Annotated in this window: 15 protein-coding genes; 7 read left to right on the forward strand and 8 right to left on the reverse strand. The window is 64.5% G+C overall.

What is annotated here, in order from left to right:
- Positions 1-3 precede the first annotated feature (3 nt).
- From astB to AC56K1_RS19010, 4 genes are all read left to right on the forward strand, one after another.
- Positions 4-1,347: an N-succinylarginine dihydrolase gene (astB, locus tag AC56K1_RS18995; RefSeq protein ID WP_497159354.1), complete on the forward strand. Its 1,344-nt coding sequence runs from the start codon at positions 4-6 to the stop codon at positions 1,345-1,347.
- 190 nt (positions 1,348-1,537) lie between these two features.
- The gene (locus AC56K1_RS19000) at positions 1,538-6,253 is read left to right on the forward strand and encodes an NAD-glutamate dehydrogenase domain-containing protein (protein WP_497159355.1); all 4,716 of its coding nucleotides are present in this window, start codon (positions 1,538-1,540) and stop codon (positions 6,251-6,253) included.
- Positions 6,254-6,256: 3 nt separating this feature from the next.
- The gene (locus AC56K1_RS19005; RefSeq protein ID WP_497159356.1) at positions 6,257-7,258 is read left to right on the forward strand and encodes a succinylglutamate desuccinylase; all 1,002 of its coding nucleotides are present in this window, start codon (positions 6,257-6,259) and stop codon (positions 7,256-7,258) included.
- A gap of 205 nt (positions 7,259-7,463) precedes the next feature.
- On the forward strand, positions 7,464-8,570 hold the full coding sequence (locus AC56K1_RS19010; protein ID WP_497159357.1) for an NADH:flavin oxidoreductase/NADH oxidase: 1,107 nt from the start codon (positions 7,464-7,466) through the stop codon (positions 8,568-8,570).
- 175 nt (positions 8,571-8,745) lie between these two features.
- On the opposite strand, the gene AC56K1_RS19015 is transcribed toward AC56K1_RS19010, so the two are convergent.
- Positions 8,746-9,933, reverse strand: coding sequence for a globin domain-containing protein (locus AC56K1_RS19015; RefSeq protein ID WP_497159358.1), 1,188 nt, complete (start codon positions 9,931-9,933; stop codon positions 8,746-8,748).
- Positions 9,934-10,161: 228 nt separating this feature from the next.
- Between AC56K1_RS19015 and AC56K1_RS19020 the strand changes: the two genes are divergently transcribed.
- Together AC56K1_RS19020 and AC56K1_RS19025 are read left to right on the forward strand one after the other, a co-directional pair.
- Positions 10,162-11,631 (forward strand): APC family permease, encoded by a 1,470-nt coding sequence (locus tag AC56K1_RS19020; protein WP_497159359.1) that lies wholly within the window; start codon positions 10,162-10,164, stop codon positions 11,629-11,631.
- 25 nt (positions 11,632-11,656) lie between these two features.
- A complete protein-coding gene (locus AC56K1_RS19025; RefSeq protein WP_497159360.1) occupies positions 11,657-12,295 on the forward strand; it encodes a CatA-like O-acetyltransferase in 639 nt (212 codons plus the stop codon).
- A 169-nt stretch (positions 12,296-12,464) separates the two neighbouring features.
- Here AC56K1_RS19025 and AC56K1_RS19030 read toward each other — a convergent pair whose 3' ends face one another.
- The 4 genes from AC56K1_RS19030 to AC56K1_RS19045 form a co-directional block, all read right to left on the reverse strand.
- Positions 12,465-13,103 (reverse strand): PEP-CTERM sorting domain-containing protein, encoded by a 639-nt coding sequence (locus tag AC56K1_RS19030; protein WP_497159361.1) that lies wholly within the window; start codon positions 13,101-13,103, stop codon positions 12,465-12,467.
- Positions 13,104-13,299: 196 nt separating this feature from the next.
- Complete coding sequence (locus AC56K1_RS19035; protein ID WP_497159362.1) at positions 13,300-15,459, reverse strand: S46 family peptidase; 2,160 nt, start codon at positions 15,457-15,459, stop codon at positions 13,300-13,302.
- Between the two features lie 146 nt (positions 15,460-15,605).
- Positions 15,606-16,883, reverse strand: coding sequence for a cardiolipin synthase (gene cls, locus AC56K1_RS19040; protein ID WP_497159363.1), 1,278 nt, complete (start codon positions 16,881-16,883; stop codon positions 15,606-15,608).
- Between the two features lie 73 nt (positions 16,884-16,956).
- The gene (locus tag AC56K1_RS19045; protein ID WP_497131989.1) at positions 16,957-17,226 is read right to left on the reverse strand and encodes a GlsB/YeaQ/YmgE family stress response membrane protein; all 270 of its coding nucleotides are present in this window, start codon (positions 17,224-17,226) and stop codon (positions 16,957-16,959) included.
- Positions 17,227-17,495: 269 nt separating this feature from the next.
- Here AC56K1_RS19045 and AC56K1_RS19050 point away from each other — a divergent pair, with 269 nt between their 5' ends.
- Entirely contained in the window at positions 17,496-19,001 is a 1,506-nt protein-coding gene (locus AC56K1_RS19050) for a hypothetical protein (protein WP_497159364.1), read from the forward strand.
- Positions 19,002-19,095: 94 nt separating this feature from the next.
- Here AC56K1_RS19050 and AC56K1_RS19055 read toward each other — a convergent pair whose 3' ends face one another.
- From AC56K1_RS19055 to AC56K1_RS19065, 3 genes are read right to left on the reverse strand one after another with little or no spacing between them, the layout of a single operon-like run.
- Positions 19,096-19,662 (reverse strand): YceI family protein, encoded by a 567-nt coding sequence (locus AC56K1_RS19055; RefSeq protein ID WP_497159365.1) that lies wholly within the window; start codon positions 19,660-19,662, stop codon positions 19,096-19,098.
- A gap of 49 nt (positions 19,663-19,711) precedes the next feature.
- Positions 19,712-20,263 carry a YceI family protein gene (locus tag AC56K1_RS19060; protein ID WP_497159366.1) on the reverse strand — a complete coding sequence of 184 codons (552 nt, stop codon included), beginning with the start codon at positions 20,261-20,263 and terminating at the stop codon, positions 19,712-19,714.
- Positions 20,260-20,808 carry a cytochrome b gene (locus AC56K1_RS19065; RefSeq protein ID WP_497159367.1) on the reverse strand — a complete coding sequence of 183 codons (549 nt, stop codon included), beginning with the start codon at positions 20,806-20,808 and terminating at the stop codon, positions 20,260-20,262. Before AC56K1_RS19065 ends, AC56K1_RS19060 begins: the two co-directional genes overlap by 4 nt.
- Between the last annotated feature and the right edge of the window lie 20 nt (positions 20,809-20,828).

A 20,828-nucleotide genomic window follows, 5' to 3' on the forward strand; every position in this document is an offset into this window, starting at 1 on the left:
ATCATGCGTACTGCTCGCGAATACAACTTCGACGGCCTGGTTGGCCCTTCCCACAACTACGCCGGCCTCTCGTTCGGCAACGTCGCCTCGTTCAGCAATGTGCGCAGCGCCTCGAACCCGCGCCAGGCCGCGCTGCAGGGCCTGGCCAAGATGCGCGCGCTGGCTGCGCGCGGCTTCGCCCAGGCCGTGATGCCGCCGCAGGCACGCCCGAACTTCCGGCTCCTGCGCCGCATCGGCTTCTCGGGCACCGACGCCGACGTGCTGGGCCAGGCCTTCCGCGAGGCGCCGGTGATCCTGGCCTGCGCCTGGTCGGCCGCGCCGATGTGGACCGCCAACGCGGCCACCGTGAGCCCCTCCGCCGACGCGCGGGACGGGCGCGTGCACTTCACGCCGGCCAACCTGAACAACAAGCTGCACCGCTCCGAAGAATACGTGCAGGCCACCCGCACGCTGCGCGCCATCTTCGGCGACGCCGGCCACTTCATGGTGCACGACGCGCTGCCGCCGGTGCCGGCTTTCGGCGACGAGGGCGCGGCCAACCATACCCGTTTTGCAAGCTCGCATGGCGCGTCCGGCGTCGAATTCTTCGTGTACGGCCGGGCGGAGTTCGATCCGTCCGCCCCGAGCCCGAAGAAATACCCGGCGCGCCAGACCCTGGAAGCCTCGCAGGCGGTCGCCCGCCTGCATGGCCTGGACCCGGCGCGCACCGTGTTCGCCTTGCAGAACCCAGACGTGATCGACCAGGGCGTGTTCCACAACGACGTGATCGCGGTCGGCAACGGCAACGTTTTGTTCTATCACGAGCAGGCATTCCTGGATGAAGCGAATACGCTCGACGCGCTGCGCCGGGCGCTGGAAACCGTCGATACCGGCCTGCTGCCGGTGCGCGTGGCGACCGGCCAGGTGCCGGTGGCCGATGCCGTGGCCAGCTACCTGTTCAACAGCCAGCTGCTCACCAAGCCGGACGGCCGCATGGCGCTGCTGGTGCCGCACGAATGCCGCGAGAACCCGGCGGTGTCGCTTTACCTTGACGGCATGGTGGCCGGCGGCGGCCCGATTGACGAGCTTCTCGAGTTCGACCTGCGCCAGAGCATGCGTAACGGCGGCGGGCCGGCCTGCCTGCGCCTGCGCGTGGCCTTGACCGACGACGAAGCGCGCGCCATGCACCAGGGCGTGGTCATGACCGAATCCCTGTATGCGAAGCTGGTGCCCTGGGTCGAGCGGTATTACCGCGACCACGTCGAGCCGAAGGACCTGGCCGATCCGCAGCTGGCGATCGAATGCCTGGCCGCCCTCGAGGAACTCGAACGTATCCTTGGCCTGCCGGGTCTTTACGACCTGTCTTAATCCTGCATGAGGCCAAGCGGAACGGGCGTGACCCAGCCCGCATGGCATGTTCTAATAACGGATTGGCGCACCCAGGAATACTGCGACGCACACGGAATTCGGACGGGACACCCCCGTCCAATATAGAGCCAGGGCAGCGCGAAGCCACAAGCCGAAAAGCGCGCCGGGCACACAAACTTTGGAGAAGCAAATGAAAGACATGCCACAAGATCTGCGTAACCAGACGCTCGCTCTGGTGAATGCAAACCACGCCGCAGGCAGCGACACCAAGCAGGTGGGCGCGCTGATCAGCGCGTGGCTCGGATCGCTCGACGACGAAGACCTGGCCGGCACCGCACCCGAGAGCCTGGCGCCTGTGCTGTGGGAAGGTTTCTCGCAGCTGGCCCAGCGCACCGGCCCTGGCTGCCAGATCGCGCAGATGCAGTATTCCGACGGGCGTGGCGGCATGGCCACCGCATTGCTGATCCTGAACGCCGACATGCCTTACCTGGTCGATTCCTTCGTGATGGCCCTGCGCAAGGAGCGCCAGATCGCCACCGGCGTGATGAACGCCGTGCTGGCCGTGCGCCGCGACGGCGCCGGCGCCGCCATCTCCGTCGGCGAAGCCGGCGCCCCGCTCGAATCGATCGTGCTGGTGCTGCTCAACGACGAACTCGAATTCGCCGAACTCGACGTGCTGACCGCGCGCATCCGCATGGTGGCCAACGATGCCGCCGTGGTGCACCGCGACGCCGTCAAGATGGCCGACCGCATGACCGCCGTCGCCGCCGCCGCCGCCCAGGCAGGCACCGCCGAAGGCCAGGAAGTCGCGGCCTTTCTCGAATGGGCCAAGAACGAAGGCTTCGAGCCGTTCGGCTACGCGTACTACATGGTCAAGGAAGGCGTGCGCGAACTCGAGCGCGACGTCCCGAGCCGCGTCGGCGTGCTGCAAGATACCGCACATCCGGTCTACGGCACCTGCCTGGCCAATATCCCGGGCGACTTCGAAACCCTGTCGCGCCGCGCCGATACCCTGTCGATCGTGAAAGCCGACGTCGAAGGCACCCTGCACCGCGATCAGCCGCTCGACTTCATCGGCGTGCGCGACACCGACGCGCAAGGGCGCATCCTGGGCGAGCACTGCTTCGTGGGCCTGTTCACCCGCGCCGCCACCTCGACCCCGCTGGCGCGCCTGCCGTTCGCGCGCGGCCGCGTCGCCAAGGTGCTGTCGATCGCCGGCGTGCGCCAGGAAGGTTTCCGCGCCGAGAAGTTTGTCGAGATCCTCGAGTCGCTTCCGCGCACCGAAGCACTCGAAGCCGATCCGGAATGGCTGGCCCAGGTCTGCAGCTCGGTCGTATCGCTGTACAAGCAGCCGCGCCCGAAAGTCTTCGCGCGCCGCGACGTCTATGCGCGCCACCTGAACGTGCTGGTCTATTTGCCGCGCGAGCGCTACAGCGCCCAGGTTGCCTCCGGCCTGGCCGCGGCCCTGAAGGAAAGCTCGGGCGCGGTTGATGTGCGCGTGCAGACCCTGGTGGCCGACGGCCCGCTGGCGCGCGTCTACCTGATCGCCCACGCCGCGCGCAATCCGCTCGACCTGGAAACCGACATCCAGCAGCCGCTGCTGTCCGTGCTGGACGGCTGGCATGACCGCTTCGCGCTCCTGACCAACAGCGTGGACGAGCACACCCAGCGCAGCAGCCTGCGCAAACTCGGCGCCAACCTGCCGGTCTCGTTTGTCACCGCCACCGCACCTGAAACTGCGTTCAGCGACCTGCAGGCCCTGCTCAAGAACGGCCAGCAGGATCGCGTCGCCGTGCGCGTGGAACCTGGCAGCGGCGCCGGCAACGCCGCCGCGGGCGCCTCGATCCGCCTGTACTCGGGCGAAGTCGTGCCGTCGCTGTCGCGCATCCTGCCGGCACTGCAAAACGCCGGTATCGCCGTGGACCGCGAGCAGACCTGGATGATCAAGACCGCCGACGGCGCGCGCCACCACGTCACCGCACTGGCGGTGGACGACGAGAGCGGCGCCAAGCTGGTCAAGCAGGGCATCATCCCGGTGGCCGAAGAACTGTTCACCGCACTGTTCAACGGCGAAGCCGAAGACGGCCGCATGAACGGCCTGACCATCGAAGGCGGCCTGGCCATGCGCGAAGTGCAGCTGGTACGCGCCTACATCAGCTACTGGCGCCAGCTCGGCTCGAAGTTCTCGGTGCGCTACATGGCCGAGACCCTGCGCACCCAGCCGGCCCTGGTGAAGGAATTCGTCACCGGTTTCCTGCTGCGCTTCGATCCGAAGCTGGGCGAGTCCGAGCACGCCGCCGGCACCGCCAAGCTGGCCGCGCTCAAGGCCGGCCTGTCGAGCGTGAACCACGCCGACACCGAAGAAATCATGGCCGCACTGGTCGACCTGGCGCTGGCCACCGTGCGCACCAACTACTTCCAGAACGACGGCGAAAAGATCATCTTCAAGGTCGATACCAGCAACCTGGTGCTGGCGCCGGAACCGCGTCCTTACCGCGAGATTTACGTGTTCTCGCGCCGCTTCGAAGGCGTGCACCTGCGCGGCGGCCCGGTCGCCCGCGGCGGCCTGCGCTGGTCGGACCGCATGGAAGACTACCGCACCGAGGTGCTCGGCCTGGTAAAGGCGCAGATGGTGAAGAACGCCGTCATCGTGCCGGCCGGCTCGAAGGGCGGCTTCGTGTGCAAGCAGATGCCGACCGGCGCCGCGCGTGAAGTCGTGGCAGCCGAAGGTGAATCGGTCTACCGCCTGTTCATCGCCAGCCTGCTGGAAGTGACCGACAACCGCGTGCGCGGCGCCATCGTCGCGCCGGAAAACACCGTGCGCTACGACCAGGACGACCCGTACCTGGTGGTCGCTGCCGACAAGGGCACCGCGACCTTCTCGGACATCGCCAACAGCATCGCCGTCAAGCGCGGCTTCTGGCTGGGCGACGCCTTTGCCTCGGGCGGCTCGAACGGCTACGACCACAAGAAGATGGGCATTACCGCCAAGGGCGCGTTCGAAGCGGTCAAGCGCCACTTCTATGAACTGGGCCACGACATGATGACTACCCCGATCACCATGGTCGGCGTGGGTGACATGTCGGGCGACGTGTTCGGCAACGGCGTGCTGCTGTCGCGCCAGCTGAAGGTGCTGGCCGCGTTCGACCACCGCCACATCTTCCTGGATCCGACACCTGGCGTCGAAGTCTCGTTCAAGGAACGCCAGCGCATGTTCGCGCTGCCGCGTTCGTCGTGGGAAGACTACGACAAGAGCCTGATCTCGCAGGGCGGCGGCGTGTACCCGCGCTCGGCCCGTTCGATCGACCTGAGCCCCGAAGTGCGCGCTGCGCTCGACATCCAGGAAACCTCGCTGGCACCAGAAGAACTGATGCACCGCATCCTGCTGGCGCCGGTCGACCTGTTCTACAACGGAGGCATCGGCACCTATATCAAGGCATCGAGCGAGACCCATGCGCAGGTGAAGGACCGCGCCAACGACCGCATCCGCGTCAACGGCAGCGAACTGCGTTGCAAGGTCGTGTCCGAAGGCGGCAACCTGGGCGCGACCCAGGCCGGCCGTATCGAATTCGCCCTGGCCGGTGGCCGCATCTTCACCGATGCGATCGACAACTCGGCCGGCGTGGACTGCTCCGACCACGAAGTCAACATCAAGATCTGGCTCGACACCGAAGTCAATGCCGGCGAACTGCCGGAAGGTGACCGTAACCGCATCCTGAACGAGATGACCGGCGACGTCGAACGCCTGGTCCTGCGCGACAACACCCAGCAGACCCACCTGCTGACCCGCGAAGCGCAGGCGCAGGCCACCGGGTCGACCGTGGACGGCTATGCCGCCCTGATCACCAACCTGGAGTCCGATGGTTCGGTCTCGCGCGAACTGGAACAGCTGCCGAGCGACGCCGAGCTGCAGCGCCGCAAGGCACTGGGCCTGGGCCTGTCGGCCCCTGAACTGGCGGTCGTCGTCGCCAACGTCAAGAACCGCTTCAAGCGCACCCTGTCGGCGCTGGACCTGACCAGCGAATCCTGGGCCGACTCGCTGCTGCGCCCGTACTTCCCGGCGCAACTGGTGGCCACCCGTAACCCGCTGAACCACCCGCTGGCCAATACCATCCTGGCCACCGTGCTCGCCAACGAAGCGGTCAACCGTTGCGGTCCGCTGATGCTGCGCGACCTGGCAGCCGAGCACCGCGTGGATGAAACCGAAGTGGTGAAGGCCTGGGCACGCGCCTGGTCGGCGCTGCACCTGGCGCCGGTGTTCGACGCCCTCGACGCCGATGCCTTGACCGTGCCGCGCGACGTGTCGATGGCAGTCGACCTTCGCACCCGTGCGCTGTTGCGCGCCGTGATCGAAGGCGTGCTGTCGCTGCCAGCGGGTACCGATGGCATGGCCGAGCTGTCCTCGCTGTTCGGCCAGGCCGACCAGCTGCGCAGCCTGACCCCGGCCCGTTCGGAAGCCGATGGCCACAGCGGCCTGCCGGCATCGTTCACCGCAGCCTGGAAAGCCGTCGAGACCATCGAGTCGCTGGCGACCTTCCTGTTCGCGGCGGTCTCGGTGCAGCGTCCAAGCGGCATGAGCCTGGCCCAGTTCCTGCAGGTCGGCATGGCGCTGCGCCAGCAGGCCGGCATCGACACCCTGGAACGCGGCCTGAAGCTGCCGGCCCAGGGCATGGCCCAGGAACAGCTGCGCAACTACGCGATGCAGGCATTGCGCCGCACCCAGCAGCGCCTGCTGCTGCAGGTGATCGAGCGTGCCGGCCATGGCGGCGATGCGCTGGCGGCGGTTGCCGAAGTCACCAAGGCGCGCGGCCTGACGGGCTTTGCCCAGCCGGTCGAGCTCGAGCAAGCAATGCTGGACGTCTGGGCGCTGTCGGAAGGCTCGAGCCCGGACCGCCTGGCAGCATAAGGCATGAGCGCAGCCGAACCTGGTGCGCTGCCGGAAGCGGTGCGGCTCCTTGCCGGAGGTGACTTCGGCACGGTGGCGCAACGCTTCACGCAGGCTGGCTTCGCGGTCGGCCTGCCGGCTCCCGGAATCCTGACGGTCAAGTCGGCGGCACCGGATGCCGCCCGCCCGACCGTGCTGGTATCGGTGGGCGTGCATGGCGACGAAACCGGGCCGATCGAAATGGTCGCCTGGCTTATCGAAGCCCTGTCGCGCAGTCCGCACGCGCTCGCGGTGGACCTGATGCTCTGCGTCGGGAACATCGACGCGATCGCGGCGGGCAAGCGTTTTATCGATGCGGACCTGAACCGCATGTTCCGCAGCGAGCGCGGTGCGCTGGCCGGCAGCTTCGAGGCGGCGCGTGCCGATGCGATCATCGCGGCGACGGAAGCGTTTTTTGCGGGGGCAGGGCCGGCGCGCTGGCACCTGGACCTGCACACGGCGATCCGTCCTTCGCACTACCCGATGTTCGCGATCGTGCCGGAGCTGATCCCGGACGAGCCGCGCAAGGCCTTGATCGACTGGCTTGGACAGGCGGCGATCGGTGCGGTCATCATGAACCCGAAGTCGGTCGGCACCTACAGCTATTACGCGAGCGAGCACCATGGCGCCGCGGGGACCACCGTGGAGCTGGGGCGGGTCGGTACGCTGGGACAGAACGACTTGTCGCAGTTTGCCGATGCGTCGACAGCACTGGACCGGCTGCTGCGCGGGCAAACCGGCGGGGCCGCCAAAGCAGCGCCACACGTGTTCGCCACGGCGCGGCAGGTGATCAAGTTGTCCGATGCCTTCACGATGTCGGTGGGGCGCGAGACCTGGAATTTCACGCCGATGAAAAAAGGCGAGGTCATTGCGGCCGATGGCGACACGGTCTACACCGTGGAGCACGACGAGGAGCTGGTGGTGTTCCCGAATCCGGACGTGCGCGTTGGGCTGCGCGCGGCGCTGATGGTGACGCGGATCGGCTGATCGCGTAACTTAGCGTAAGCAATGCCAGTGGCATTGCTTACGCCTGCGCCGGGGCGACGGTCTTTGGGCAAACGTTGAGCTGTTTAGTGTGTCGGCAGTAGAACCGTCATCCCGGCGCAGGCCGGGATCCCGTTTCCTCACCAGCGTCGCAACATCAAATCCCCCTCTGCACTAGACTAAAGCCTTTGCCCCGCGCGGAGGCCTCATGAGCATGCTCTTCTCCCCAGTTACCCTGGGACCCCTGCAACTTCCGAACCGCATCGCCATCGCCCCGATGTGCCAGTATTCAAGTGTCGACGGCCGCGCCACCGACTGGCACATGATCCACCTCGGCGGCCTGGCGCTGTCCGGCGCCGGCCTCCTGATCATCGAAGCCACCGCCGTCACGCCTGACGGCCGCATTTCCCCCGACGACCTGGGCCTGTGGTCCGACGCCCATGCCGAAGCGCTGGCGCCGGTGATCCGCGCCATGCGCAGCCATTCGCCGATCAAGATCGCCATCCAGCTCGCCCATGCCGGGCGCAAGGCCTCGAGCGAGGTGCCGTGGGAAGGTGGCGCGCATATCCCGCCAGGCCAGCCGCGCGGATGGCAGACCGTCGCGCCGTCGACCCTGCCGCATGCCGAGGGCGAGACGGTGCCGCTGGCACTCGATGTTGCCGGACTGGCGCGTGTGAAGGAAGGCTTCGTGGCTGCGGCGCGGCGTGCGCATGCGCTGGACCTCGACGGCATTGAGCTGCACGGCGCCCACGGCTACCTGCTGCACCAGTTCCTGTCGCCACTGGCGAACCGGCGCGAGGACGCCTATGGCGGGTCGCTGGAAAACCGCATGCGCTTCCCTTTGGAAGTCTTCGATGCCGTGCGCGCCGCGGTGCCGAAGGAGATGGCAGTGGGCATGCGGATTTCGGCCACCGACTGGGTCGAGGGCGGCTGGGAGATCGGGCAGAGCCTAAGCTTTGCACGCGAGCTGCAGGCGCGCGGCTGCGATTTCATCCACGTGTCCAGCGGCGGGCTGTCGCCGCGGCAGGAGATTCCGCTCGGGCCGGGCTATCAGGTAGCGTTCGCGGAGCGCATCAAGCGGGAGACGGGCTTGCCGACCATCGGGGTGGGGCTGATCACGGAGGCGCAGCAGGCGGAAAGCATCCTGCAGCAGGGCCAGGCCGATGTGATCGGGCTGGCGCGCGCGATGCTGTACGACCCGCGCTGGGCCTGGCATGCGGCGGCGGAACTGGGGGAGCAGGTGTTTGCACCGCCGCAGTACTGGCGTTCGCAGCCGCGGGAGCACAAGAATTTGTTTGGGACGACAAGGCTGTAGGGTGGCCGGCTTTGCCGGCCGCGCGTTCAAATCGCGTATGCATCGCGGTGGAGCATCGTTTAGTTGAAGGCGCGGGTGTAAAACAGTCCACTGGACTGTTTTACCCTGCCCACCTTACGATTTTCGACAGATCAACCGGCAGTGGATATTCGCCAGACCGGCCGGCCGCCACGTATCACAGCAGGTTATCCAGCAAATCCGGCCCGAACACCTCGCGGTGCAAACGCGGGGCCGGCGCACCGGCCTCCAAGAGCGCATTCCACTGCGCCTGCATGAAGGGCAGCGGACCGCACATGTAGACATTGGTCTCGGTGCGCGGCCACGATGGCAGGCGCGCCAGGTCCATCTTGCCCGGCAGGGCGCCGAGGGCAGCGTCTTCTTCATGGAAGTTCAGCACGGTCAGGTGCGGCATGCGCGCCTTGGCGGCGGCGACGTCAGCCTGGTGCGGGTGATGCGCCGCATTGCGCGCGGCATGGGCGAAGATCACGCGGCGCTCCGGGTTGACCATGGCGATGCGGTTCAGCGCCGCGATCATCGGTGTGATGCCCACGCCGGCCGAGAGCAGCACCACCGGTTCGCTTGATTCCGTATCCGGCTGGAAGTCGCCGAAGGGATGGGTCACGTGCAGCAGGTCGTCGACATTCACGTTGTCGTGCAGCCAGGTCGAGACCTCGCCACATGGCACCGCGCTGTCTCCATCCTCGCGCTTGACCGAGATACGCAGGCTGTCCTTGCCAGGCGCATCCGACAAGCTGTACTGGCGCAGCTGGCGGCGGCCGTCCTTGAAGTCCACCGCCACGCTGACGTACTGGCCGGCCTTGAAGGGCGGCAGGGCGCCGTCGACCGGCACGAAACGGATCGAGGCGATGTTGTCGCTTTCGCGCACCACGTCGAGCACGCGCATCGGGCGCGTCTCGCCCGGCTGCACGCCGGCGTCGGCATACATCTTCGATTCCGCATCGATCAGGAGCTTCGCCAGCGAGGTATAGGCTTCTTCCCAGGCATTGAGCAGCGGCTCGGTGGCGGCATCTCCCAGGATCGACTTGATCGCGCCGAGCAGGTGGTGGCCAACGATCGGGTAGTGATCGGCGCGGATGCCGACCGAGGCGTGCTTGTGCACGATGCGGCTCACGACCGGACCGAGCGCCCCTGCATTGCCGATGTTGGCAGCGTAGGCGAACACCGCCGACGCCAGCGACTGCTGCTGCGCGCCGTTGGCCTGGTTGCCCATGTTGAACAGCCTGGTCAGCTCCGGGTGCGCCGCGAACATGCTGCGGTAGAACTCGGTGGTAATGGCCAGGCCATGTTCACGCAAGACGGGAACGGAGGCGTCGATATAGGGGCGGGAAGCGGTCGAGATCATGTTGTTTTCCTTATTGATTCATTTGGATTGCATGTTTTACGCTAAAAAAAGGGGTTCAGACGAAGCTGGATTTCGTGCGAACCCATCCATTTTATCAAAACATGTCTTGATTATGCATCTTTGTTTAAACTATTTTTGGGCGATAACACAACAACCCCTATAATCGCAGGCTTTGATTGGCGGATCGTTAACGCCGCCGACCTTGCCAACCGCACCAAAGGACTTGCCGTGAATCTGACCCTGGGCCAAAAGCTGATCCGCACGAAACCCGCTGGACGTCATCATGACGACAGCGACGGCACGAGCGACGGCGGCCTGCAGCGGTCGCTCGGGCTGTTCCCGCTGACGATGATCGGCGTCGGCGCCACCATCGGCACCGGTATCTTCTTCACGATGGTCGAGGCGGTGCCGAAGGCCGGTCCGGCCGTGATCCTGTCCTTTTTGCTGGCTGCGCTCACCGCCGGCCTGACCGCGCTGTGCTACGCCGAGCTGGCCGGGCGCGTGCCGGCTGCCGGCTCGTCCTATTCGTTCGCCTATGCGACCGTCGGCGAGTTCGCCGCCTTCATCGTGGCGGCCTGCCTGCTGCTCGAATACGGCCTGGCGGGAAGCGCGGTGGCGATCGGCTGGTCCGACTATCTGAATAACTTCCTGACCAATGCGATCGGCTGGGAGATCCCGGCCCACCTGCGTTCGCCGATGTTCGTGTCGGACCACCATAATGTCCACTTCATGCCGGGGAACTTCAACCTGCCGCCGGTGCTCCTGATCGCCATGTGCTGCATCATGCTGGTACGCGGCACCAAGGAATCGGCCACCACCAATGCCATCATGGTGCTGATCAAGCTGGCGATCCTGATCTTCTTCTCGGTGATCGCCTTCACCGGCTTCGACGCCAACAACTTCACGCCCTTCTTCAATACCGACAACAGCAACGGCTATGCCGGCATGGCCGGCGTGACAGCCGCCGCCGGCACCGTGTTCTTCTCCTTCATTGGCCTGGACACCATCGCCACCGCCGGCGAAGAAGTCAACAACCCGCGCCGCAACGTCCCGATCGGCATCCTGGCCGCGCTCGTGATCGTGACCGTGTTCTACCTGATGGTGGCGTTTGCCGCGATGGGCGCCCAGCCGGCCCACCTGTTCGAGGGCCAGCAGGCCGGCCTGTCGGTGATCCTGCAGAACGTAACCGGCCAGGCCTGGCCGGCGCTGGTGCTGTCGGCGGGCGCGGTGGTGTCGGTGTTCTCGGTGACCCTGGTGACGATCTACGGCCAGACCCGCATCCTGTACGCGATCAGCCGCGACGGTCTGATCCCGAAAACCTTCCAGAAGGTGAACAAGCGCACCCTGGCCCCGACCGCCAATACCGTGATCGTCTGCATCGTGGTGGCCCTGGTGGCCGGCCTGGTCGACGCGACCTTCCTGTGGGACATGGTGAGCATGGGCACGCTGACCGCCTTCATCGTGGTGTCGATCGCGGTGCCGGTGATCCGCGCCAAGCAGGGTGCGGGCGAGCCGGGTGGCTTCCGCGTGCCCTTCGGCCCCTACCTGATCCCGGGCCTGTCGATCCTCGCCTGCCTGTACATCATGAAGGACCTGTCGGCGACCACCTTCCGCGTGTTTTTCATCTGGATGGCGGTGGCCGTGGCGACCTATTTCCTGTACAGCGTGCGCCACAGCCGCCTGAACAAGGCGCAGTAAGTCAGGCAAGCAGGTGGAGACGCAGTTGGAACAATTTGAACGGCGGCGCGACCGCTTCGACCTGTTCGACGGCATGGACAGCGCCGCGGTCAACCTGTGCTTTCCGCTCGACCTGCCGGACTTCAGGCCCTGGTGCAAGCAGCAGGGCCTGGCCCCCTTCCACGTGCTGCTGTGCGCCGTGCTGCGTTCGGTGCTCGCGATCGAGAACTTCCGCTGGCGCCTGCTGGACGGCGAGGTATTCCGCATCGAGCGCCTGCGGCCCTCGTTCACGGTGGTGAACCACCATGACGACCTGAATTTCGCCCAGTTCGCCTGGACCGACGACCTGCGCGACTTCGTCGCCCGCGGCATCGCGGCGCGCGAGGAGGCCAGCGCCATGACCGGGCTGAACGCCACCTACCGCAACATGTCGCCGCGCGAGGCGAAGGAGCAGGTCTTCGTCACCTGCATTCCGTGGCTGGCGTTTACCTCGATCCAGCATCCGAGCGCCTCGCTGGCGCATCCGGACATTCCCTCGTTCGCATGGGGGAAGTTCCGGGATGCCGGCGGCGGGCGCCTCGAATTGCCGTTCTCGGTACAGGCACACCACGGTTTTGTGGACGGCTTCCACATCCACCAGCTGGCGCAGCAGGTTGCGGCCGAGCTGGAAGCGATGATGGCTTGAGCAGGCTTCAAGCCTCCAGCACTGCCTTGAGCCGTACCAGGGCTTCGCCCCAGGCCTGGGTGAGGTGTCTTGGGAATATTTACCTAAGCCAAGACGATGTGGGTGCCATACCCCCGGAGTTGGACGAAAAAAAGCCCCGCACGCGGCGGGGCTCCTTGGGCGCGGACGCTTAAACTGCCGGCGTGGCCAGCTTGGCCGAGCGGCGGCGCGCAGCGGCCAATCCCAGCACGCCCAGCCCGAACAGCGCAGCCGATGCCGGCTCCGGTACGACAGCCGGTGCAAGGGCGGTCGAGCTGTACAGGGTAATCTGGACGCTTCCCCACGAAGTATTGGCGGCACGCCAGGTCGAATTGTTGAAATTCTCGAATGACAGGTCGAAGTTCGAGGTGTACTGATTGCGCAGGTCTTGCCAAGCCGCCGGCAGCGAGAATCCCGTGTTGTTGATCCCATGCAGGCCCGCATAAAACGGGCCGGTTCCGACGAAGAAGCCGGTGGCCGTCGTCGGGGTGATATATCCATTCGGGCCCAGGCTGCAACAGGTCGTATTCCAGTAGTTGGCCAAGCCGGTGTAGGTGGCCGAGCCGGTCAGTCCATTTGCGTACTCGACATAGAAGCCGATCGAATTGGCCTTCAGCGTATTGGCGTTGCCCCAGGGGGTTGCCGACATTTCGCCGCTTTTGTTGGCATAGTCGGTCCACTGGCTCGCGACGTTCATGCCGCCTAGGGTAATTGGGGCAGCGGCCACCGAAGCGGACAGGCCCAGGGCGAGCAGGCCGGAGGAGAGGATGCGGAGGAAGGTCGATTTCATGGTCTTCTTTCAGAAAGATGTTTTGTGCATAGAAGCAATATACATGCCATTAGGAAATATATGTTTAAAATCAACAATATAATTCGCATCGAAGGATGGGCGGCGACCAAGGTGTAAGAAATTCCGACATAAAAAAAGCCACGCAAGCTAGGCCGCGTGGCTTTTCACATGGCGCCCGCAGGCGCCACCCGAACGTTTATTGCACGTTCATTTCTTTCAGCAGGTTGTCCGCCTTGTCCACGTGCTTCATGTTCCACAGGATGTAGCGCACGTCGACCTGGATGTCGCGGGTGTTGGCCTTGTTGAAGTCCCAGTCCGAGATGATCGAATCCAGGGTGCCGTCGAAGGCCAGGCCGATCAGCTCGCCCTTGGCGTTCAGTGCGGCCGAACCCGAGTTGCCGCCGGTGATGTCCAGCGTCGCCAGGTAGTTGACCGGCACGGTCTTGAGCTTCGGGTCGACATACTTGCCGAAGTCCTTGGCCTTGATCGCCGCCAGCTGTGCGGTCGGGGCGTTGAACTCGCCTTCGCCGGTGTGCTTCGCGACCACGCCCTTGATGGTGGTGAACGCGGTCCACGAACCGGTGCCGTCGGCGCCGTGGGCGCGGCCGGCGATCTTGCCGAAGGTAACGCGCAGGGTGCCGTTGGCGTCCGGGTAGACGGCCTGGCCGCGGCTGTTCATGTAGGCGATCTTGGCCTTCATGTAGTTGCCATAGGCTTGCTGGATCTTGCCTGCCAGTTCCTGCTCTTTGGCTTCATCCTTCATGTCGGCGTCGTACATCGCGACGGCGGCCTTGATGAAGCTGTCGTTCGAGGCCTGGAATTCGGCTGGCGATTTTTTCAGCCATGCGCTGCGCTCGTCCTTGTTGGCCAGTTTCGAACCGGCATAGATGCGGTCCAGTGCGGCCTTCAGTTCGGCTTCGCTCATGCCGGCGCGGAGTCCCAGGGCGGCATCGAAGGCGGCGTCATGCTCGGCAGCCGGCTGCGCGTTGTATTTCTGCAGGAAGTTCAGCACCAGCGCCTTGTCGACTTTTTCGTCGTAGGTGCGGTCCTGGCCGGCGATGACCGAATTCCAGCGCGGCATGTCGCGTTCCTGGAAGCCCGACTTGCGCTCGGTGTCCGGCTTGGTGCGCTCGTTGGCCAGGCGGTAGAGCGAACGTGCCGAGGACAGGAACTTCGGCTGCGCATAGCTCAGGAAGAAGGTCTTCTTCGTGCCGGCATCGCGCTCGGCGATCAGCTGCTCGACCTGCTCGATGTCGGCGCCGAACTGGGCCTTGCGGGCCGCGTTAGCGTTGACCCAGGTCTTCAGTGCAGTGTGCTCGGCGGTCTTGCGCTGCAGGAAGTCACTACCCTCGTAAGAGGTCAGCATGCCCTTGCGGTTCTTGTAGTAGTTGTTGACGTTGGCGACCTGGCCGGCGTACCTGAGCTTGGCGGCAGGATCGTTCTTGGTCTCGCGCTCGATGATGGCCAGGGTCTCGCCCGATGCCGCAACGAACGCCGGATAGTTCCAGTCGAAGGTCGAGGCCACTTCCGACGGCAGGCGGTGGCGGTTGGTGCGGCCAGGGTAGCCCAGCACCATGATGAAATCGCCTTCTTTCGAGCCTTCCTTGGCGATCTTGATGTGGTGCTTAGGCTGGTAAGGCACGTTGTCCTTCGAGAACTCGGCGGCCTTGCCATCCTTGCTCACGTAGGCGCGGTAGAAGCCGTAGTCGCCGGTGTGGCGCGGCCACATCCAGTTGTCGGTGTCGCCGCCGAACTTGCCCACGCCGGCCGGTGGCGCGTGCACCAGGCGCACGTCGCGGATCTCGAGCTGCTTGAGGCGGTAGAACTCCAGGCCGCCGTAATAGCTGGCCACGGTGCAACGGTAGCCTGCGTCTTTTTCGCATTCGGCCACCAGCTTCTTCTGGTTCTTTTCGATGGCGTCAATGCGTGCCTTGCCGTTCAGCTTGGCGACTTCAGGAGTGATGATCTGGTCGGTGACGTTGGCCACTTCCTCGGTCACGTAGACGCGGCTGCCCGGGGCGGCCGGCAGTTCTTCGCCGAAGTTTTTAGCCAGGAAACCGTTGGCGAGCAGGTCGCGTTCCGGGGTCGAATTGACCGCCACGCTGTTGTACACGCAGTGGTGGTTGGTGACGACCAGGCCTTGCGGCGACACGAACGAGGCCGAGCAGCCGCCCAGGCTCACGATGGCGCCCATCGGGAATTCGGTGAGCTTGGTCAGGCTGGCCGGATCCAGCTTGAGGCCGGCGGCTTTCAGTTGCTTGGCTACTTGTGGCAGCTGCTGCGGCATCCACATGCCTTCGTCCGCTTGTGCGGCGAAGCTGGTCAGGATAGCCAGCGAGAGGAGAGTCTTTTTCATTCGCGTCAGTCTGTTAGGGAAGGGAACACTCTTGGGGCTCCATGAGCAGCCAAGAGTATCCGTAATACATATCCCTAACGTCAAGCACTATGTCGACTGCGCAAATCAAATTTTTCTGCGAGGAAAACAGACCAAAAGCGGCGTCTTTACAGCTGGGTTTTGACGAGCGAGGCCAGGCCTGTCGTCACGCGCTGCCACCATGGGCGTTCGCGGAAGGCTTCCTTGGTCACCTGTCTGGCCAGGCGCCAGTCCGCTTCGAAAATGGTTTCCTGTGTGCGTGCGAATGCCGGGTCCAGCACGTTCAGGTTGGCTTCGTCGTTGATGCTGAACGAGCGGTTGTCGAAATTGGTCGAGCCGACCGACACCAGCAGCGAGTCGACGATCAGCGCTTTCACGTGGTACATGGTGGGCTGGTATTCGGCCAGCTTGACGCCAGCGGCCAGCAGCTCGGGCCAGCGCTCGCGCGAGGCAGCCTTGACCAGGTCGGAATCGATGAACTTGCCCGGCATGATGATGCGCACACGCACGCCGCGCCTGGCCGCTTCCATCATGGTGCGGATGGTCAGGTCGTCGGGCACGAAATAGGCGGCCGACAAATCGATCGTCTTGCGCGCCGAAGTAATGGCCATCAGGTACATGAGGTGCATGGATTCGCTGCCGCCGGTGGGCGAGCTGGAGAACATTTGGGCCGGCATATTGCCCACCGGCTTCAATGCCGGGAAATAATCGGCGCCGTCGAGCACGGTGCCGGTGGCCTTGAGCCAGTTGTCGTTGAACACGGCCTGCATCTGGCCGACGGCCGGGCCTTCGATACGGAAATGGGTGTCGCGCCAGTGCTTTTCGTCCTGGGCATTGCCGCGCCACTGGTCGGCGATGCCGACGCCGCCGGTAAAGCCCAGCTTGCCATCGATGATGAGCAGTTTGCGGTGGGTGCGGTTGTTCAGGCGCGTCAGTTTCCACCAGACCGGCTTGTGGTAGCGCTGGACCTTGACGCCGGCAGCCTTGAGCGCATCGATCTGCGCGAGGTCCATCTTCACGCTGCCCATGAAGTCGAGCAGCAGGTGCACCTTGACGCCGGCGCGCGCGCGCTCGGCCAGGGCATCGGAAAATTCCTTCCCGATTGTTTCGGACCAGTAGATATAGGTCTCGAACGTGATGGTTTTTTCGGCCGATCGGATCGCCGCCAGCATGGCGGGGAAGATCTGGTCGCCATTGAGCAGCGCCTCGACCTGATTGCCTTCCACGATGGGCGGGCCGAGCAGCACGCCGAGCGAGCGGCGGAACTGGGCATCGTTGGTGTCGTAGTGGTGGGTGAGGCGGGTTTCGATCTGCTTTTCACTCGGCATGAAATTCAGCGCGAGCACGCCCAGCACGAGGCTGGCGGCGCAAGAGATCAGTACTATCCAGAAAATTTTTGCTCGCATAATGCCAATCTAAGACGTAAAAAAAACCAACGCATGAAGCGTTGGTTTTTAGTAAGAGCTACCCACGTGTCTATTAACGAACGCGGCCACGACGCAGCAGGTTCACGATAGCCAGCAGGACAACGGCACCCAGGAACGAAACCAGCAGCGACGATACGCTGAAGTCGTCAGAATTGATGGTGCCCGAACCGAACAGCGGCGACAGGAGCCAGCCGCCCAGGAAGGCGCCGACGATACCAACCACGATGTTCAGAATCATGCCCTGCTCTGCATCGGTCTTCATGACCATGCTGGCGAGCCAACCGAGAATACCACCGACGACGATCCAAATGATAAATAACATGGCTTACCTCCTTCAAAGTGAGAAAACATACCCCCAGGTCCGTTATTGCCGTGACCATGTTGACAAGTTTAGGGACCCGCCCCCATCAGGTCGGTGCGGCAACGAACGTTAGACGGCGAATCGCAGGCGCCGTTCTTCGGAATTCAAAAACAAGCCGGTAGGGTGCGTCAGCGAACAGAAGAGGGCCCGTGTGCGGAATATGGTTGCACTACTTGCAAGACATTCATTGTTTGCACGACCACGCACTTGAACCTTTGAAAGGATTCGCCATGAGCAACTACGATTCGAATAACAACCAGAATTCCCGTATGGTCACCGGCCTGTTCCCTGACCGTGCGAGCGCAGAACGCGCCTATAGCTCGATCTCGACCCGCGGCTATACCAAGGACGACGTCAACCTGATGATGTCCGACGACGCACGCAAGACCCATTTCAATGACACCGACACCGACCTGGGCAGCAAGGCTGCCGAAGGCGCGGGCATCGGCGCCGGTATCGGCGGCACCATCGGCGCCGTGCTGGCCGGTATCGCTGCCGTCGGCACCACCCTCGTGCTGCCAGGCCTGGGCCTGGTCGTGGCCGGCCCGCTGGCCGCAGCCCTGGCTGGCGCCGGCGCCGGCGGCCTGACCGGCGGCCTGATCGGCGCGCTGATCGGAGCAGGTATCCCTGAAGACCGCGCTGCCCACTATGAAGAAGGCATCAAGCGCGGCGGCATCGTGATGGGCGTGAATGCCCGTTCGGACGAAGATGCACGCCATATCGAGCAATCGTTCAGCGACAATGGCGGTAGCCATGTGATCGGCGCCGGCCTGGGTGCAGTCGGTGGTGCTGTCGTAGGCGCCGGCATTGGCTCGATGGCCGGTCCGATCGGCACCGTCGCTGGTGCAGCCATCGGCGCCGTCACCGGCGGCATGGCCGGCAAGGGCGTGGGCGAAGTCGTGAACCCGAAATCGGGTGACGACCTGTCGGAACACTACCTGGCCAAGGGCACCGGCGCAGGTACCGGCGCGGCAGTGGGCGCAATGGCTGGCGCTGCAGCCGGTCCGATCGGCATGGCTGCCGGTGCGATCGTCGGTGGCCTGGCGGGCGGTGCAGCCGGCAAGGGCGCAGGCGAAGTCGTGAACCCGAAAGCGGACGACGACCTGAACGACCATAACCTGGCGCAAGGCGTCGGTGGCGCCGGCGGCGCAGCCGTCGGTGCGGCAGTCGGCTCGGTCGCCGGTCCGATCGGCACCGCGGCAGGCGCCATCATCGGCGGCATGGCAGGCGGCGCAGCCGGCCAGGGCACGGGCGAAGTCATCAACGCCAAGCCGGGCGACGAACTGCGTGACCACCACCTGGGCACCGGCGTCGGCGCAGCAGGCGGCGCGGCAGTCGGCGGCACCGTGATCGGCGCGGCCTTGGGCGGCCCGATCGGTGCAGTGGCAGGTGCCGGCATCGGCGCAGCCGTCGGCGGCATGGCCGGCAAGGGCGTGGCCAAGATGGTCAATCCAGCGGAAGAAGAAGCCCACTGGCGCACCCAGTACCAGACCCAGCCGTACTACACCCCTGGCTACACCTACGACGATTATGCTCCGGCCTATGCGCTGGGCTATAACGGCGCCGGCCGCTATCCAGGCGGCTACGAGATGCACGAGAACGAGCTGTCGAGCGAGTGGGAACGCAACAAGGGTGCTTCGCGCCTGAACTGGGACCAGGCCAAGCACGCTTCGCGCGCTGCATGGCACAAGGTCGAGCGCGCCATTCCTGGCGACCTGGACCGCGACGGCCGTTAATCCGTGACGCCGCCGCCTGCAAGGGGCGGCTTCAATGAAAAAAAAGCCCCGCTGCCGTCATGGCAGCGGGGCTTTTGCCTTGCAGCGCCCGGTATTACTGCTTGACGGCTTCGACCTGGATCAGCAGCTTCACTTCCGGCGAGAAGCGTGGCAGGCCGAAGTTTACGCCGTAGTCGCTGCGCTTGAACTGGGCGCTGACATCGGCGCCGCAGACTTCGCGCTTGAGCATCGGATGGTCGATGCACTTGAATTTATTGATGGTCATGGTCAGCGGCTTGGTCACGCCGTGCAGGGTAAATTCGCCATCGGCCGAGGTCGGCACGTCGCCGGTGAACTTGATCGACTTGGCCTTGAATGTCGCGGTCGGGAATTTGGCGACGTCGAAGATGTCTTCCTTCCTGGCATGCTCGTTCATCTTTTCGTGGCCGAAATCGATGCTGGTGGTGTCCACGGTGATGTCGATGGTGCCGGTCTTGGCGGCGCGGTCCAGCGTCACGGTGCCTTCGGTCTTGTTGAACTTGCCGCGCCAGACCGAGATGCCCATGTGGTCGGCTTCGAAGCTTGGGTAGGTGTGGTTCGGGTCGATCTTGTAGGTATCGGCGGCAAAGGCGGCGCCTGCGCTCAGGGCGGTGACGGCAGCGATCAAATGGATGATTTTCATGTAGCGTGTTTCCTTATGAGGGTGAGTATTGATGAGCAAGATTACTTAATTACGGCGCCGCGACGACGCGGAACTTGATGACAACTTCATCGGCGACCATGCTCGTGTCTTTCCACTCGCCTTCGCCAATATTGAAGGCCAGCCGCTTGATCGGCAGCTGACCCTCGAACACCTGTTTCGCGCCTTCCGTCTTCATCGTCAGCGGGAAGCTCACGTTGGCGCTGCGGCCCTTGATGCTGAGCTTGCCGGTAACATTGAACTTGCCGGCGCCTGCCGGGGCGATCGCGGTCGACACGAAGTTCGCCTTCGGGAATTGCGCGGCGTTGAACCATTCTTTCTTGGCCACTTCCTTGTTGTATTCGGGATCGCCCAGGTCGAGGCTGGCCGTGGCGATGTCGACGCTGGCTTTCGAGGCGGCCGGCTGGGCCGCGTTGTAGTCGATCTGGGCGGTGAACTTGGCGAATTTCGCTTCGACCGGCACGCCCATCTGCTTGAACACGGCCGAGACGCTGCTCTTGGCCGCATCGGTTTTCAGAGGTGCGGCGCCGGCGGCGGCGCTGGCCAAGGCGGAGGCCAGCAACAGGCCCTTGAGTGGTGTCATCTAGGTTCCTTCACAGTAGAGAAAGGCAGCATGCGTCCCATCACGCCGTCGCGGTCGACCAGCAGGTGCTTGAACGCGGCCGCCACGTGCACGCCGACGAGAAGCGCCAACAGCATGTTGAGCCAGTAATGGACGTCTTTCAGCACCAGCTTGAGCGCGGGATCGGCGCCGATCAGCACCGGCAGCTGGTACAGGCCGAAATACACGACCGGCACCCCTGCCGCCAGGCTGTAGAAATACCCGGACACCGGCACCGCGAACATCAGCACGTACAGCAGCCAGTGCAGGCCGTGGGCGGCGCCGCGCTGCCAGGCCGGCATGGTGTCGGCATAGGCCGGCGGCTGACGGAAAAGGCGCCACAGCAGGCGCAGGGCGGCCAGGCCGAGCACGGTCACGCCCGCCCATTTGTGCCAGGAAAAATATTTCACCTTGGTTGGCGTCAAGCCCGGAATGTCCGTCATGACCAGCCCGAGCGTGAAGGTGCCAATGATCAGCAGGGCAATCGTCCAGTGCAGCAGGATGGCTGTGTTAGTGTAGCGATGCATTGTTTCTTTGTGGAAAGCTG

The organism is Telluria sp. ZB4P37, assembly GCF_059685855.1.